This window comes from Cellulosimicrobium protaetiae (assembly GCF_009708005.2).
GTDB classification, from domain to species: domain Bacteria; phylum Actinomycetota; class Actinomycetes; order Actinomycetales; family Cellulomonadaceae; genus Cellulosimicrobium; species Cellulosimicrobium protaetiae.
Map to the genome: position 1 here is coordinate 1,288,377 of NZ_CP052757.1, position 16,057 is coordinate 1,304,433.

The 16,057-nt window shown below is 74.6% G+C and carries 10 protein-coding genes; 6 read left to right on the forward strand and 4 right to left on the reverse strand.

The annotated features are described in order from the left end of the window. Positions 1–4: 4 nt before the first annotated feature. Together FIC82_RS05585 and FIC82_RS21170 are read right to left on the reverse strand one after the other, a co-directional pair. Positions 5–1,057, reverse strand: a complete 1,053-nt coding sequence (locus FIC82_RS05585) for a CorA family divalent cation transporter (protein WP_154797872.1) — start codon at positions 1,055–1,057, stop codon at positions 5–7. After that, complete coding sequence (locus FIC82_RS21170; RefSeq protein ID WP_256390412.1) at positions 1,057–1,188, reverse strand: hypothetical protein; 132 nt, start codon at positions 1,186–1,188, stop codon at positions 1,057–1,059. Before FIC82_RS21170 ends, FIC82_RS05585 begins: the two co-directional genes overlap by 1 nt. Before the next feature lie 599 nt (positions 1,189–1,787). Here FIC82_RS21170 and FIC82_RS05590 point away from each other — a divergent pair. The 4 genes from FIC82_RS05590 to FIC82_RS05605 all read left to right on the forward strand — a co-directional run bounded on the left by FIC82_RS05590 (position 1,788) and on the right by FIC82_RS05605 (position 10,813). Next, positions 1,788–4,847, forward strand: a complete 3,060-nt coding sequence (locus FIC82_RS05590; RefSeq protein ID WP_154797873.1) for a helix-turn-helix domain-containing protein — start codon at positions 1,788–1,790, stop codon at positions 4,845–4,847. Positions 4,848–5,100: 253 nt separating this feature from the next. After that, positions 5,101–7,011 carry a glycosyl hydrolase family 18 protein gene (locus FIC82_RS05595; RefSeq protein ID WP_168731522.1) on the forward strand — a complete coding sequence of 637 codons (1,911 nt, stop codon included), beginning with the start codon at positions 5,101–5,103 and terminating at the stop codon, positions 7,009–7,011. 326 nt (positions 7,012–7,337) lie between these two features. Further along, positions 7,338–9,953, forward strand: a complete 2,616-nt coding sequence (locus FIC82_RS05600) for a glycosyl hydrolase family 18 protein (protein WP_154797874.1) — start codon at positions 7,338–7,340, stop codon at positions 9,951–9,953. A gap of 200 nt (positions 9,954–10,153) precedes the next feature. After that, positions 10,154–10,813, forward strand: a complete 660-nt coding sequence (locus FIC82_RS05605) for a hypothetical protein (protein WP_154797875.1) — start codon at positions 10,154–10,156, stop codon at positions 10,811–10,813. A 91-nt stretch (positions 10,814–10,904) separates the two neighbouring features. On the opposite strand, the gene FIC82_RS05610 is transcribed toward FIC82_RS05605, so the two are convergent. Continuing rightward, positions 10,905–11,579, reverse strand: a complete 675-nt coding sequence (locus FIC82_RS05610) for a peptidase (protein WP_154797876.1) — start codon at positions 11,577–11,579, stop codon at positions 10,905–10,907. 199 nt (positions 11,580–11,778) lie between these two features. Further along, positions 11,779–13,629, reverse strand: a complete 1,851-nt coding sequence (locus tag FIC82_RS05615; protein WP_154797877.1) for a DUF4012 domain-containing protein — start codon at positions 13,627–13,629, stop codon at positions 11,779–11,781. Between the two features lie 174 nt (positions 13,630–13,803). Here FIC82_RS05615 and FIC82_RS05620 point away from each other — a divergent pair, with 174 nt between their 5' ends. Together FIC82_RS05620 and FIC82_RS05625 are read left to right on the forward strand one after the other, a co-directional pair. After that, positions 13,804–14,451: an RNA polymerase sigma factor gene (locus tag FIC82_RS05620; RefSeq protein ID WP_336240343.1), complete on the forward strand. Its 648-nt coding sequence runs from the start codon at positions 13,804–13,806 to the stop codon at positions 14,449–14,451. A 69-nt stretch (positions 14,452–14,520) separates the two neighbouring features. Then, on the forward strand, positions 14,521–16,029 hold the full coding sequence (locus tag FIC82_RS05625; protein ID WP_154797878.1) for a hypothetical protein: 1,509 nt from the start codon (positions 14,521–14,523) through the stop codon (positions 16,027–16,029). Positions 16,030–16,057 lie beyond the last annotated feature (28 nt).

Sequence of the window (16,057 nt, forward strand, 5' to 3'; positions counted from 1 at the left end):
GCGCCTACCGCAGCCAGCCCCGCCGCTTGATGTACGCGAGCGGGATGACGGCGGCCACGAGCGTCAGGAGCACCGTGAGCGTGAAGCCGTACGGCCGGTCGAGCTCGGGCATGTGCGTGAAGTTCATGCCGTAGAACGACGCGATGAGCGTCGGGGGCAGGAACACGGCCGTGATGATCGTGAACACCTTGACGATCTGCGCCTGCTTCACGTCGAGCGAGGTCATGATGGCCTGCTGGAGGTAGCGCACCTTGTCGTGCTCGAAGCTCGCGTGCTCCTTCACCCCGTCGACGTCCGCGACGAGCGTCTCCACGAGCCCCGCGAGCACGGGGTCGGAGTCCGCGATCTCGCTGCGCAGGTGCCGCGCCGCACGCGCGAGCGACAGCTGGGACTCCTGCGCGCGCGAGACGATCTCCTCGGCGCGGTTCATGCGCGTGATCGTGTCCTGCATGTCGCTCACGCCGATCTCCCGGCCGCGCGCGTCGACGCCGCGCGTCGCCTCGTCGATCTCGTCGCTCATGTCCTCGAGGAGGTCGCTCGCGTGCGCGACGACGCGGTCGGCCGCCTCGTTGAGCGCGTACAGCAGCGCGTAGGCGACGCCGTAGGACGAGCCGATGAGCCACGGGGTGCGGCGCATGCGGGCGATCGCCTTGTCGAAGACCGCGTAGTGGCGCTGCGGCTGGGCCGTCACGACGACGTCGGGGGACAGGGCGAGCACGATGCGCTCGTGCACGACCCGGTCGCCGTCGCGCCGGGTCGCCGTCACGGGGAGGTACACGTGCGCGTCCGTCTCCCAGACGCGGCCGCCGGCGGTCGCGAAGTCGACGCCGTGCCGCACGGCCCGGGCCGCGGCGTCGGGGTCGCCCGCCGCGACCTGGACCCAGCGCGACCGCAGGACCCGCGGGTCGAACCGGGGCGAACCGGTGCTGTGGGCTCGCAGGTCGGTCCCGCCGCGCGCGGGCGCGGGCAGCGGTCGGTCGGCAGTGCCGCTGCCGTACGCGGTGCTGACGCTGCGCGCCGGGGTGAGCCCGGCCGCCTCGGGGAGCGTCGTCGTCATCAGACACCTCCGGCGGTGACGTGCGCGAGCAGCAGCGCGACGCAGATGAACAGGTACAGGCCGACGGTGAAGGAGATGGACTGCCGTTCGAGGTTCGGTCGACGGGCGCGCCGGCGGTCGTCTCGGGGCACGCGCAGGGGTGTGCGCGGCGGGCGGGTCCGGGTCTGGGTGGCAGGCGAGCGCGAGGTCATGGTGGTCGTCCTTTCCGGCGGGCGGACGGCACCGGCTCGGCCACGGGGTGGGTGGGCGGGCGCGGGCGCGTCGGCGGTCCTCGGCGGGTGGTCCAGGGGCGCGCACGTCGGCGCGCGTGGAGCGCACTGGCGACCTCCCCGCGGGGCGGGACGACCGGTCGGGACGGGGCGGACCCGGCTGTGCCGCGGGCCTCGAGGTCAGGCGGCCGGTCGCGTGCCACGGAGGGCGAGCGCGCAGTGCACGGTTCTATGACTGCTGCCGTCCGGCATGGGGCTCACCTCGCTCTCGTGGCGGCGGCGCGCACGGCGCCGCACCCGGGTCGGGGCGCACGGGGACCGGGGCCACGACGGGGATCGGGGTCAGGCTAGCCCGCCGGACGGGGCGGGGCAAGCGTGTGCGCAGGGCGCTCCCGCCTACCAGCCTCGGGTGGCGACCGTGTGACGGCCGGGAAACGATGAAGTGATACTCCGTTTACGGAGGGTTGTTAACATTTCACCCGGTCGACGGGCGACGAAGCCCCCGGACGGAGGGTCCGACAATGTCAGAACAGCACGACTACGTGGTACCCGAGCCCGCCCGCCGGGCGGACGCCCGGTCCGCGCGACGGCTCGAGCGGCTCTCATCCCGCGCGCAGGAGGTCGACCGTGCGCTCGCCGCCGCGGACGAGGGCAAGGGTGCGCTCGTGTGGACGGCCGAGCCGGGGATGGGCGCGAGCGCGACGCTCGAGCTCGTGTGCGAGGCGATCGCCGTGCACGTCCCCGCACGACCGCACGTCACGCTCCGGTGCCGGCCGCCCGCGGGCGTGCCCGCCCCCGGGTCGGCGGTCGTCTCCGTCGTCTCGCAGGTCTCGCAGCTCGCCGGCGGCGTGGTCCCCGAGCGGCTCACCCGGGTGCTCGAGCCCGTCGACCCCGGGATCGGGTACCTCCCCGAGCTCGCGGCGGTCGCGCTCGCGGAGCTCCTCGTCGAGTCGTTCGACGGGGCGACCGTCGTCCTCGTCGCGGACGACCTGCACCTCCAGGACGAGCTCAGCAGGTCCGTCCTGGCCAGCCTCGTCGCGCAGCGGCACGCGCCGGTCGTCCTCCTGGGGACCGCAGCGGCGGGCGCCCTCGACCCGTCCTCCGGCCCGTTCGAGCTGCGTGCCGTCCCGCCGCTGGCTCCTGCCGACGCGCTCCACCTGCTGCTCGTCGAACGGCGGCTCGCCGTCGCCCCGCACGTCGCCGCGCGGCTCGCGCACCTCCTGGGCGGGAACGCCGCGGCGCTGACCCAGACGGCCGCGCTGCTCACGCCCGAGCAGCTCTCCGGAGGGTCGATCCTCCCGGACCCCCTGCCGGCCGTCCCCGCGGTGCGCGCCGTCTTCGCGGAGCGGATCGCCGCGCTGAGCGCCGCGGAGCGGCACGCGCTCCTGGTCGCGGCCGTCGCCGTCGTCGACCGGACCGAGCTGCTGCTGTCCGCGACGGGCCTCGCCATGGAGGAGGTCCTCGACGGGCCCCTGGCGGAGCACCTCGCGCTCGTCGGGGGCCGGTTCGCGTTCGTCGACCCGAGGCTCCGCTCGCTCGTGCACGCGGACGCGCGGCTCGCGGAACGGACCGCGGCGCACGTCGCGCTCGCCGACGCGCACCGGCGCGCCGACGAGGAGGACGTCGCGGTCTGGCACTCCGCGCTCGCGACGCTCGTGGGCGACCCGGAGCTCGTCCCGGGCCTGCTGCGGATCGCGCGTCGTCACCTCGACCGCGGCGACGTCGTCTGGGCTCACGAGGTGGCGCGCGAGGCCGCGAGCCAGGCCGCGGGCGAGCACCGTGCGGAGGCGTTCGCGATCGCGGGCGCGGCCGCCCTGCGCTCGGGGCACGTGCAGGACGCCGCGGACTGGCTGCGCAAGGCGTCGCGCAGCGGCGACGACGCGCTGCGCGCGCGGACGCTCGGTCCGCTCGTCGCCGCGCTCACGCTCGCCGAGGGCCAGGTCCCCGACGACGTCCTCTCGCCCTACCTGCGCGCGGGGCAACCGGGCGACCTCGCGCCGGACGACGTCGCCGGCGTCGTGACGGGCGTCCTCAACGCGGCCCGCCTGCACGCCGAGCGAGGCGACGGCGTGAGCACGTCGCAGCTCCTCGACACCGCGACCTTCCTCGCGTCCTGGTGCGACGACGACGACGCGACCGCGGCCCGGCTCGCGCTCGCCCGGTCGTGGGCGGCCGTCTTCGGCGTGGGTGAGCGGGGCGGCGTCCCCGACGCCGACCTGGGGCCCGACCACGAGGCCGCCGTGCAGGTGAGCCGCGCGCTCGCCCTCGCGGCGGACGACCGGCTGGAGGACGCGTCGCAGACCCTCGCGAGCGCGGTGGCGTCCCTCGCCCCGGTGCGCGACGGCGGTCGGTGGTTCGACGGCCCCGACGCCGCGCTCACCCCGCTCGCCGAGGCGCACGTCCGGCTCGCGCAGACGCTGGTCCACCTCTGGCGCGGCACGCTCACACGTGCCGCCGACGAGCTCGCGGAGGCGGCCTTCCGCCTCCCGGTGGGCCTGCCCTTCGCCGGCCTGGGGGTCGCGGCCGCGCGCCGCCTCGACATGATGACCCGGGGTGTCGTGGGCCCCGTCGCGACGGCGCTCGAGGAGACGTGCGCGAGCCCGACGTCCCGCCCGGTCCGGCTCGGCCTGCTCGTGGACCGGGCGATGGGCGCCGCGTTCGCGCACCACGTGACGCAGGCGGCGACGCTGCTCGAGCTGGCCGCGGAGCGCGAGCGTCCCGACAGCGCGCGCATGCTCCCGCTGCCCGGGCTGGACGACGTCGAGGCGTGGGTCGTCGCCGGGCGGCACGACGCGGCGCAGCGGGCGCTGTCGCGCCGGAAGGTGGACGCGAAGGAGCTGCCGCCGTCGCTGCGGTCGGCGACCCTCGTGCGGGCCGAGGTCTCGCTGGCAGCACCCGAGGACCTGGCGACGCCGCTCGAGCGCGCGACCCGGGTGAACCGCACGACCGCGTCGCCGTACGAGCACGCGCGGACCGACCTGTGCGCTGCCCGGGCCCTCGTGCGGGCCGGGGAGCTCCAGAGGGCGCACGGTCTCTTCCTGTCCGCGATCGAGCTGTTCGACGACGCGGGTGCCGATCCGTGGACGACGATCGCGCGCGAGGAGCACGCGGACGTCGTCCGGCTTCTCGGCGGGCCCGTGCCGGACGAGGCGGGCCCCGACGGGGTCGCGGGATCCTCGAGCGGCCCGGCCGTCCCGTCCGCGGCGTCGTGGGCGACGGCCGTGCGTGCTGCTGGTCTGCACGCGCCGCTGCCGGGAGTCCTCGGTGGTGCCCGGCAGGGGGCCGAGGCCCCGGTCGCGCACCGCCCCGCGCCCCCCGACGCGTGCCGGCTCGCGGTGCGCGAGAGCGACGTCTCGGACGAGGCGCTCGCCGAGCTGCGGGGTCGCTGGTCGGACGAGCTCACGGAGCGCGAGCTCGACGTCGCGCTGCTCGTCGTCCAGGGCGCGTCCAACCGGGAGGCCGCGGACCAGCTGTACCTCTCGGTGCGGACCGTCGAGGTCCATCTCGGCCGCGTCTTCCGCAAGCTCGGGGTGCGCTCGCGGGTCGAGCTGACCGTGCTCGCGCACCGCGTGGGGCGTTGAGCGCTCCCCGGCTGGACGATCGTCCAGCTGGGGCGGATCGGCGACATCCTGCGGCTGAGAGGGCATCAGGGGACCCCGCAGCAACGTTTTCGACGTACGGGTAAACCCTTACGTCGGGAGTAAGTTCGCAACATGAACAATGTGGAAAGCGCGGATCACGAGGCGGGGTCCCTGTCATTACGTTCGGGGTGTCCGAGGGCAACGAAGCCGGTCGACGGCAGCGTGGCCCACAGCACGAGAACGAGGCAGGACCATGAGAGCCCTCTCCAGCAGACGACCCAGCACGGGGCGACGTCTCGGCGCCCGCGCCGCCGCGCTGACGACGGCGGCCGCGCTCGTCGCCGGCCTCCTCGCCGGCGTCGCGCCGGCCCAGGCCGCGATCGCGCCGCCGACCGTGTCCGACCCCGGGGACAGCGACGTCAACGGCTACCGCAACGTCGGCTACTTCACGCAGTGGGGCGTGTACGGCCGTGACTTCAAGCTCAAGAAGCTGCAGGACTCGGGGGCCGCTGCCGACCTGACGCACATCAACTACTCGTTCGGCAACATCCACCACCAGAACCTCACGTGCTTCATCGCGAACAAGGCGCAGGGCACGGGACCCAACGGGTCCGACGGCGCCGGCGACGCGTGGGCCGACTTCGGGATGGGCTACACCGCGGCGACCTCCGTCGCGGGCGTCGCCGACAGCTGGGACCAGCCGCTCGCGGGCTCGTTCAACCAGCTCAAGCAGCTCAAGGCGAAGAACCCGCACCTGCGCCCGATGATCTCGCTCGGCGGGTGGACCTGGTCGAAGAACTTCTCGAAGGCCGCCGCGACCGACGCGTCGCGCAAGAAGCTCGTCTCGTCGTGCATCGACATCTACATCAAGGGCAACCTGCCCGTGATCGACGGACGCGGTGGCACGGGTGCCGCCGCGGGCGTGTTCGACGGCATCGACATCGACTGGGAGTGGCCCGGCTCGAACAACGGTGAGGTCGGCAACCACGTCGACGAGGTGAACGACGCGCGCAACTTCAAGCTCCTGCTCAAGGAGTTCCGCACCCAGCTCGACGCCTACGGCGCCCAGACGGGCAAGACGTACCTGCTCTCGGCGTTCCTGCCGGCGAACCCGGACGACATCGCCGCGGGCGGCTGGAACGACCCCGAGATCTTCCAGTACCTCGACTTCGGCAACGTCCAGGGGTACGACCTGCACGGGGCCTGGAACCCGTCCCTGACCGGCCACCAGGGCAACCTGTGGGACGACCCGAGCGACCCGCGCCCCGCGAACCGCCAGTTCAGCGTCGACAAGGCCGTGAACGAGTACCTGCGCACGGGCATCGACCCGTCGCAGCTCGGCATCGGCCTCGCGATGTACGGCCGCGGCTGGAAGGGTGCCACCTCCGCCGACCCGTGGGGTCCGGCGACGGGTGCCGGTCCCGGCACGTGGGAGGCAGGCAACGAGGACTACGACAAGCTGCGCAACCGCGGTCAGGACTACTACGACCCCACGACGGTCTCCGCCTGGCGGTACGACGGTGACCAGTGGTGGAGCTACGACAACCCCCGGTCCGTGGCGGCGAAGGCCGACTACGTCGTCGCCAAGAAGCTCGGTGGCGGCATGTGGTGGGACCTCTCCGGCAACCACGACGGCACGCTGCTCGGCGGGTTCACCGACAAGCTGCGTGCGGCGGCGCCGGGGCCGGTCGACGGCACCGACGGACCGAGCAACCCGACGGACCCGACCGACCCGACGGACCCGACGGACCCGACCGACCCGACCGACCCGACCGACCCGACGAACCCGGGTGACTGCGTGGCGGCCTGGTCGGCGAGCGCGATCTACACCGGGGGAGCGACGGCGTCGTTCGAGGGCAAGAACTACCGCGCGAAGTGGTGGACCCAGGGCGACCGCCCGAGCGCGGGCGGCCCGTGGGAGGCGACCGGTGCGTGCGGGACGACGAACCCGACCGACCCGACCGACCCGACGGACCCGACGGACCCGACGGACCCGACGGACCCCGGGACCTGCACCGCACCGGCATGGTCGGCGGCCGCGGTCTACAACGGCGGGGCGACGGTCTCGCACCAGGGCCAGACGTACCGCGCGAAGTGGTGGACGCAGAACAACGTCCCGGGCGCGGAGCAGTACGGCCCGTGGCAGTCGCTCGGCGCCTGCTGACACCCCACCCCCCGGGTGCCTCGTCCCTCCGGTCGAGGCACCCGGCGGCGCCGGCCGCCGTGCGCGGTCGGTGCCCGTCGAGCGGAGCCCGCGGGCAGGGCTCGGCAGCACCACGGCGACGCGTCCCGTGCACCCGCCCGTGCACCGCCCCGTCGCGCCGCCGTGGTGCCGTCCGCCGTTCCCCTCCCCGGTGCGCCGGCACGTCCGCAGACCCCGCCGCGGGCCCGCTCGACACCTCTGATGAGCCCTCGCAGTCGTCCTGACGGGCGACCGGCGAACGCGGCGGCGCCGACCGGCGACGTCCCCCAGAAAGAACGAGGTACCCCATGCGGTTGTCCCTGTCCTCCCGGGCGCGCTCCCCGCGCGCGCCCGGCCGTGCGCCCCAGGTCCTCGCGGCCGCCACCACGCTCGCGGTCCTCGTGACCGGCGCGGTCGGCGCCGCGACGGCCCAGGCGGCGTCGCCGGTCCCCGCGGCGGCGACCACGCCCTGCGCCGCACCCTGGTCCGCCACCCCGGCCTACTCGGGCGGTGCCACCGTCTCCTACCAGGGGCAGAACTTCCGGGCGAAGTGGTGGACGCAGAACCAGGCCCCGAGCACGTCCCCGGACGCCCCGTGGCAGTCGCTCGGCGCGTGCGGCGACGGCCCGACGACGGAGCCCACGACGGAGCCCACCACCGAGCCGACCACGGAGCCGACGACGGAGCCGACGACGGAGCCGACGACGAGCCCGTCCACGAACCCGCACGAGAAGTGCCGGCCCGACGGCATGGTCCAGACGCCCGGGGTCGACACGCCCTACTGCGACGTCTACGACGAGGCGGGACGCGAGAAGCTCCCCAACGGCCTCGACCGCCGCGTCATCGGCTACTTCACGTCGTGGCGCACCGGGGCGAACGACCAGCCCCGCTACCTCGCGAGCGACATCCCGTGGACCAAGATCTCGCACATCAACTACGCGTTCGCGCACGTCGACGGGCAGAACAAGGTGTCGGTGAACGCCTCCGCCCCGGGCAACGTCGCGACGGACACGACGTGGCCGGGTGTCGCCGGCGCGGAGATGGACCCGAGCCTGCCGTACGAGGGCCACTTCAACCTGCTCGCCAAGTACAAGAAGGCGAACCCGGGGGTCAAGGTCATCCCCGCCGTGGGTGGCTGGGCCGAGACGGGCGGCTACTTCGACGCTGCCGGCAACCGGGTCGCGTCGGGCGGCTTCTACACGATGACGGAGTCGCAGGCGAAGATCGACACGTTCGCCGACTCGGTCGTCGCGTTCGTCCGTGAGTACGGGTTCGACGGCATCGACATCGACTACGAGTACCCGACGTCGAACAACCAGGCCGGCAACCCCGACGACTTCCACATCTCCGACAAGCGCCGCGGGCAGCTCTTCAAGGGCTACATCGACCTCATGCGGACGCTGCGCGAGAAGCTCGACGTCGCGGGCGCCCAGGACGGCGAGTACTACATGCTCACGACGGCGACGCCGTCGTCCGGGTGGCTGCTGCGCGGCATGGAGGTCTACCAGGTCACGCAGTACACCGACTACGTCAACATGATGACGTACGACCTGCACGGCGCCTGGAACGAGTACGTGGGCGGCAACGGCGCCCTGTTCGACGACGGCAAGGACCCCGAGCTCGCGGCCGGCGGCGTCTACACGGCGTACAAGGGCATCGGCTACCTCAACGGCGACTGGTCGTCGCACTACTTCCGCGGTGCGATGCAGGGCGGTCGTATCAACCTCGGTGTCCCGTTCTACACGCGCGGGTTCCAGAACGTGCAGGGCGGCACCTACGGCATGGGAGGCCGCGCCCCGGCCACGGCCTCGACGAAGTGCCCCGCGGGGACGAACAACAAGTGCGGTGACGGTGCCGACGGTATCGACAACCTCTGGTACGACTCCGACCCCCAGGGCGTCGCGATCCCGGCGGGCGCGAACCCGATCTGGCACGTCCTCAACCTCGAGAAGGGCGTCGTCGGCGACTACGCCGCGGCGTACAAGGTCCCCACGACCATCCAGGGTTCGTACGAGCGCCACTTCGACCCGGTGACGAAGAACGAGTGGTGGTGGAACGCCCAGACGAAGACGTTCCTCTCCGGCGACGCCGACCAGGCGATCACCGCCAAGGCCGACTACGTGAACAGCACCGGTCTCGGCGGCCTCATGATCTGGGAGCTCGCGGGCGACTACGACTACGACCAGGCCAAGGGCCAGTACGAGATGGGCAGCTCGCTCGTCGACATCATGCACACCAAGTTCTCCTCCTCGACGCCGTACGGCGCGTCGAAGGCGAACGCGGACCGCCCGATGCCGACGAAGGCCCTCGACCTCGACATCCGGTACACCGAGTTCGCGCTCGGCGACAACAACTACCCGATCTCGCCGAAGGTGGTCTTCACCAACAACGGGGCGAAGGACATCCCGGCGGGCTCGCTGATCTCGTTCCAGTACGGCACCACGGACACGGGCGAGATGAGCGACTGGAGCGGCCTCAAGACGACCGTGACCGCGAAGGGCCACACCGGCGACAACGTGGGCGGGCTCGACGGCGACTTCCACACCGTGCAGTTCACGGTGCCGACCGGCGGCATCCCCGCCGGGGGCTCGATCACGAACCAGCTCAAGTGGGCGATGCCCGCGGCACAGTTCTCGAACGTGATCGTGACCGTCGACGGCGTCGCCTACTCGACCACGTACGACCACCTGCACGGCGTCACCGTCGTCGACCTGCCGGCCACCGGTGGTGGCACGGGTGGCGGTGACGGGGGCACGGGCGGCACCGGCTCGTGCACGGCCCCGGCGTGGGCCGCGGGGACCGTGTACACGGGCGGGACGGTCGTCAGCCACGGCGGCAAGGTGTGGACCGCGCGGTACTGGAACCAGAACGACACCCCGGGCGCCTCGGCCTGGGGGCCGTGGGCGGACGGCGGCGCGTGCTGACGTCGCACCGACCCCGCTGACCCGGGAGTCCGCACGACCCGGCTCGCGGGTACGGGAAAACCCGTACCCGCGAGCCGTCATCGTGTGGTTCTCCCGCATCTCGACCAGCCCTCGCGCTCTCTAGCGTGAAGGGGGCGACGAGGTCTCCGCAGCCCTCCCCAGTGGGCTGCGGGGCCTCCCACCCGGAAAGGCAACACACCGTGCGCCACCGCATCTCCCGAACCCTGACCGTCCGCCCCGCCGCCGCGCTCGCGGCCGGTGCCCTGAGCCTCCTGCTCCTGAGCGCCTGCACGGGCACATCGGAGGAGGAGGCGGGCGTGGCTCCTGCCGACGAGTCGGCCCCTGCCGACGGCTCGGGCCCGGCCGGGGCCGAGGACCACGACGCCCACGCCGGGCACGCCGACACGGGCAAGGTCCCGGTCGGCCCGCTCCAGCTGCCGGCGGCCGAGTACTGGTCCGTGCTCCAGCCCGCGGACGGCGTCACGCAGGTCCGCGCGGGCGGCTGCCCCGAGGACGCGGTCTGCCCCAGCTTCGAGATCCTCACCGGCGCGGCGCTCGACGGCGTCGACCCCGCGGCGGCGCACGTCCCCGACGGCGCGACGTGCCCCGGCGGCGACGCGCTCGCCGCGCAGGTCGTGGGCGAGGCCGCCGAGTCGGAGGTCGAGGTCGCCGGGTCGCCGGCGACCCTCGCCCGCTGGACGCTCTCGTGCGTCGACCCTTCCGGCACGGAGGTCCGCACCGTCGAACAGCTCCAGTGGTACGTCCCCGACGCCCCCGACGGGCCGGTGCTCGTCGTCGACCGCTGGGCGTTCGAGGGCCTCGAGTCCCGTCTCGCCGCGGGGGGCTGGGTCTCCGCCTGACGGGCCGACCTGCTGACCGACCGTCGCCTCGACGGACGACGAAGGCCTCGCACCCTCCAGGGTGCGAGGCCTTCGGTCTGACGTGCTCCGGTCAGCTCTTGCGCGTCCGGCGGGTCAGCAGGACGATCGCGGCGCCGACGGCGGCGAGGCCGGCGGCGACGGCGGCGTACAGGCCCACCGTGGCCCCGGTCTCGGCGAGGCTCGTGCCCTGCGTCCCCGCGTCGACCGGGTTCGAGACCTGGGTGACCGTCGGCGGGGTGGTGGTCTTCCCGGGCGGGTTCGTCGCGCAGTTCGGCGACGACGGCGGGTAGTCGACCGTCACGACGGTCTCCGGGTTCACCTGGAACAGGACCTGCACGGACGGGCGGACCCAGTCGAACTCGTCGCCCTCGACCCACTCGCCGTCCACGAGGCTCCAGCCCGGCCAGTCGGCACCGCGGCCGTCCGGGCCGACGACCGCGCCGGGCCACAGCACGCGGCCCGAGAGCGGCATGCCCGACTGGACGATGTCGTCGCCGTCCGGGTTGATCCACGTGATCGTCGCCGTGTCGTTGTCCGTGCCGGTGACGTCGACCGCGTACTCCAGGTAGGGGACGTCGCCGTCGCAGACCGGCGTCAGCACGGTCAGGTCGATGGTCGGCTCGGGGACGTACGTGTCGCCGTCGGCCGCGACCGCGGCGGGAGCGGCGAGCAGCGCGGCGGCGGCCGCGGTGGTGGTGACGGCCAGCGCGCGTGCGGCGAGGCGGCGTCCTCCCGACGTGATCATGGTGGTTACCGTCCCGGGTGCTGGAGAGGTGCGTGCGAGAAGAGGGAGCCGCGTCCGCGGCTCGTGATACAGGCGCGAGCGGCGCTGGCCGCGACGTCGAACGATGGCGCCCACACTAGCGAGGTTCGACCCCGAGTTGGACGGTCGTCCGGGTGAAAACCGCCCCGACGCCGGATCGTGACCTGGTCGTGACGAGAGATCACCCGCAGGAGGTGACGTCGACGGTGCGCAGGCCGGGCTGCGTCGTCGTCGGGGTGGTCCACACGTCGATCGTGCCGGGCGTCGTCCCGGCGACCGGCGGGACGTCGGGACCCGCCGGCGCGGACGTGGTGAACGTGAGCGCGGCGGTGGCGCCCGGGCCGAGGTCGACCAGCGCGGACAGGGCCTCGCGTCCCCCGACCGTGCCGGGCTGCGCGGCGAGCGGCGCCCCGTCCAGCCGGACGTCCGTCACCTGCCCGCCGCGCGGCGGGTAGAGCACGACGAACGTGCGCACGACACCGGGCTCGACCCCGGAGACCCCGCCGCCCGTGACGTACCACGGCAGGCTCGTCGCGGCGTCGGCCGGGGCCGACGACGAGAGGTCGACCGCGAACGTGTCGGACCGGCCGCGGTCGGTGCAGACGCTCTCCTGCAGCCGGACGTCGCTGCCGAGGTAGTAGCCCATCTTGCCGCCGGTGCCGTCGTTGAAGAACACGCCCACCGTGCCGGCGGCACGGTCCGCGGTGTCGATGTCGCCCGCCACGACGGTCCCGGCCAGGTCCGCCTGCTCCTCGGCGTGGGCCGACCACAGCAGGACCCGGTGCTCGTCCGCGCCACGGACCAGGGCGTCCCGGGCGACGCCGGGATCCGCCTCGCCGCCGAGGAACGCGCCGAGGACGCGTGCCGCGACGGCGGCGAAGAACGCGTCCGTCTCGGGGCCGGGCTCCAGCGCGGCGTACGCGTCCGCGAGGAGGACCTGGACGACGTTCCCCGCGTCGATCGTCAGGGGCTCCCCGCCGAGGTCGACGTCGAGCGGGCCGGTCGCCTCGAGGAGGTAGGACAGCGCCACCGGGTCGGTGGCCACGACGCCGTCCAGCGTCTCGCCCTGCGCCTGCTCCCACATGGTGGCCGTCAGCTCGGCCGTCGTCGGGTAGTCGGGCGTGAGCGGGGTGTCCTGCACGTACCGGCCCACCCGGTCGGTGAAGAGCTGCTCGACGCCGGGGTCGAGCGGGAGCACGGGCTCCGCGAACGGCGGGACGTCGCTCGTCGAGGCCTGGCGTTCCAGGGTGACCTTGCCGCCGTCGGCGGTGAGCACGGCCAGCGCGCCCGGGATCCCTCCGCCCGCGCGGAGCTCCGCGTTGTTGAGCGCGACGAGGAGGTAGCGGCGCGGTCCGTCCGCGCCGAGCATCGCGGGTCCCAGCGTGGTGAGCCGGTCGGCGGTCCGCACGACGGGGCGCAGCGTGTCGGTGCGTTCGAGGAGCTGACCCCACGGCTCGGCGAGCTCGGCGTGCAGCGCGGTGGGATCCACCGTCGCGAGCCGGGTGTCGATGGCGTCGAACGCGCGTCCCGCGTCCGCCATGGCCGGTGCCGCCTCCTGGAGCGGCGCGAGGTCGACGCCGTCGCCGGTCAGCCGGACGGCGTCGCCCTCGACCGCGGCGAGGGCCTGGGTGAGAGCGGGCAGGACGTCGGTGGCGAGGTCGTCGACGGTCGCCGCCGCCGCGGAGAACGCGCGCACGTCCTGGCCGTAGACCGGCAGGTGCGCGGCGAGCGCCCACAGGGGCCCGTCGGTGCTCTGCCGTGCCGTCGCCGTGAGCGGCTGGACGTCAGCGAGCACGGCGTCCGCCGTCTCGACGTCGCCCGCGCGCAGCGCGTCCTCGGCCGCGGGGACCTCGTCCATGGCCGTCATGAGCGCGTCGCGCGCCGCGAACGCGTCGCGCGCGAGGAGTCCCGCCGCGACGACGAGCAGCGCGACGAGGAGGAGCAGCCCCCAGCCGACCCACCGGAGCCCGCTGCGTCGCCGGGAGCGGGGGTGGCGCGGGGGCCGGGTCGTGGCCGGCTCCGTCGTCGTCATGGGGCTCAGCGTAGGTGCTGGACGATGGCAGGATCGTCGGGGTCGAGGGTGAGGTCCGGGTGAACGTGCCCGGGGCCGCGCCGTCGTCGCCGTCGTCGCCGGGGTGCCGTGCAAGGATGCGCCGCCCCGCGACACAGAGCGGATGACAGCCCTGCCCGCAGCCGAGGAGCCGCCGTGACGACCGACGCGTCGCCCGACGAGAAGTCCGACGAGAGCGCCGACGACGGACCCGTCCGGCCCGCCGCCACCGGGGTGCCGGACGCGCTGACCCCGCGCCCTGCTCCCGGGACGGCCGTGCCCCGGCACGACGAGGAGTGGTTCGCGGGCGTGTTCACCGCCCACGCGTCCGCGCTCTACCGATACTTCCGCCGTCGGCTGCCGGGCGCCGCGGGGGGAGCGGGGCCCGACGCCGACGACCTCGCCGCGGAGGTCCTCGCGACGGCCTGGCGGCGGCGCGACGACGTGCCCGACGGCGCCGAGCTCCCGTGGCTGTACCGCACGGCGGGGTTCGTGCTCGCCAACCACCGGCGCAAGGCTCGCGCGATCCCCGTCGCGGACGTGCCGGAGCGCGGCGACGAGGGCGCCGACGTCGAGCACGTCGTGGTGCAGGACGACGAGGTGCGGCGGGCGCTCGCCGCGCTGTCCGACCGCGACCGCCGCATCCTGCTCCTGCACGCGTGGGAGGGGCTGGGCGGCGAGGACCTGGCCGCCGTCCTCGGGACGTCGCGCGGGGGAGCCGACGCCGCGCTCTCCCGGGCGCGGGCCCGGCTGCGCACCGCGTGGGCGGAGCAGGCCGCGCTCGCGCAAGAGCCGGGCGCCTGAGCACACATCAGGGGTAGACCCGACCGGCCGCGACCCGCGGCCCGGCCCCCGCGCCACCTGGAGGGCGTCATGACCACCCGCACCCCTGACGAGCCGTCCGGCCCCGCCGTCGAGCCGGACGACGCGGCCCTCGACCGCGTGCGCGCCGCCGACCCCGCGGCGGACGCCACCCCGGACGTCGCGGCGCTGGAGGCCGCCGTCCGCGCCCGCGTCCCCGACGCCTTCGCCGGTGCGTCGGCGACGACCGGCCCGCCCGACGGCTCCCCGCTCGCCGAGCAGGACGGCGCCCCGGTCTCGGGGCCGGGCGGCCCGGCGGCGGCCCTCGTCGACGAGCTCGCGGAGCGCCGGGCCCGACGCCTGCGCCGACGTACCCCGCTCCAGGTCGCCGCGGCCGTCGCCGGGGTGCTCGTCGTCGGTGCGGGCGGGTACGCGCTCGGTGCCGGGGCGGTCGGCGCGTCGCCCGCGGGGGACTCGGCCGTGGAGTCGACGGCGCTCGCGCCGATCCAGCTCGGCGGTGCCGGCGAGGCCGGGCAGGAGTCGGGGTTCGCCTCCGACGGCGCCACGACGGGGCAGCCGCTCGAGGCCGGTGCGCGTGCCTCGGCGGACATGGCGTACCCCGGGTTCTGGGGCGGGCGCACGGTGTTCCACCAGGAGGGGCTCTCGACGCAGGGTGCGAGCGCGGACGCGTGGTCGTACGACGCCGCGGGCGTCTTCTCCCCGGAGACCGCGCTGCGCGTCGCGGAGGTCCTCGGCGTCCCGGGCGAGGTCCGCGAGGAGTACGGCTCGCTCGTCGTGGGGTCGACCGACTGGACGGGGCCGACCGTCTCGCTCCAGCCGGACGGCCTCGCGAGCGTGAGCTTCAACGACCCGACGAAGGACCCGTGGGGCTGCGTCGTCGTGACGCCGATGCCCGCGGACGGCGCAGGGTCGGACGGGTCGTCGACCGAGCCTGGCGGGTGCGAGGAGTCCGATCACGGCGCCCCGCCGAGCGGCGCGGACGCGGTGGAGCGCCTGCGCGACCTGCTCGGCTCGCTGGGGCTGGACGCGGCGGGGTACGAGGTCGTCGCGGAGGAGCAGGTCGCGGACCAGGAGGCGCCGCGTGCGACGACGGTCACCGCGTACGAGGTCGTCGACGGGCAGCGCACCGGGACGCAGTGGAGCGCGACGTACTCCGGCGCGGGCCTCGCCTCGCTGTACGGGGGACTCGCGCCGCGCGTCGCGATCGGCGCGTACGACGTCGTGAGCCCGGCCGACGCGGTCGAGCGGCTCGGCGACCCGCGGTTCGGCGGGGGCGGGATGATCGCGTGGGCGCGCGAGGGCGCCGAGGCCGTGCCGGAGATCGCGCCCGTCGAGCCGGAGGAACCGACCGTGCCGCCCACGGTCGGCGAGGGCGCCCGGTTCGCGTGGCCCGTGACGGACGTGACGATCACCGACGCGCGGCTCGGCCTCGCGGTCCAGTACCAGCCCGACGGCGCGGCGGTGCTCCTGCCCGCGTACGAGCTCTCGGACGCCGAGGGCAACGTCTGGTCGGTCGTGGCGGTCGCCGACGCCCAGCTCGACTTCTCCCCAGCAGGCTGACACCCGCCGAGCACGACATGACGGTCGT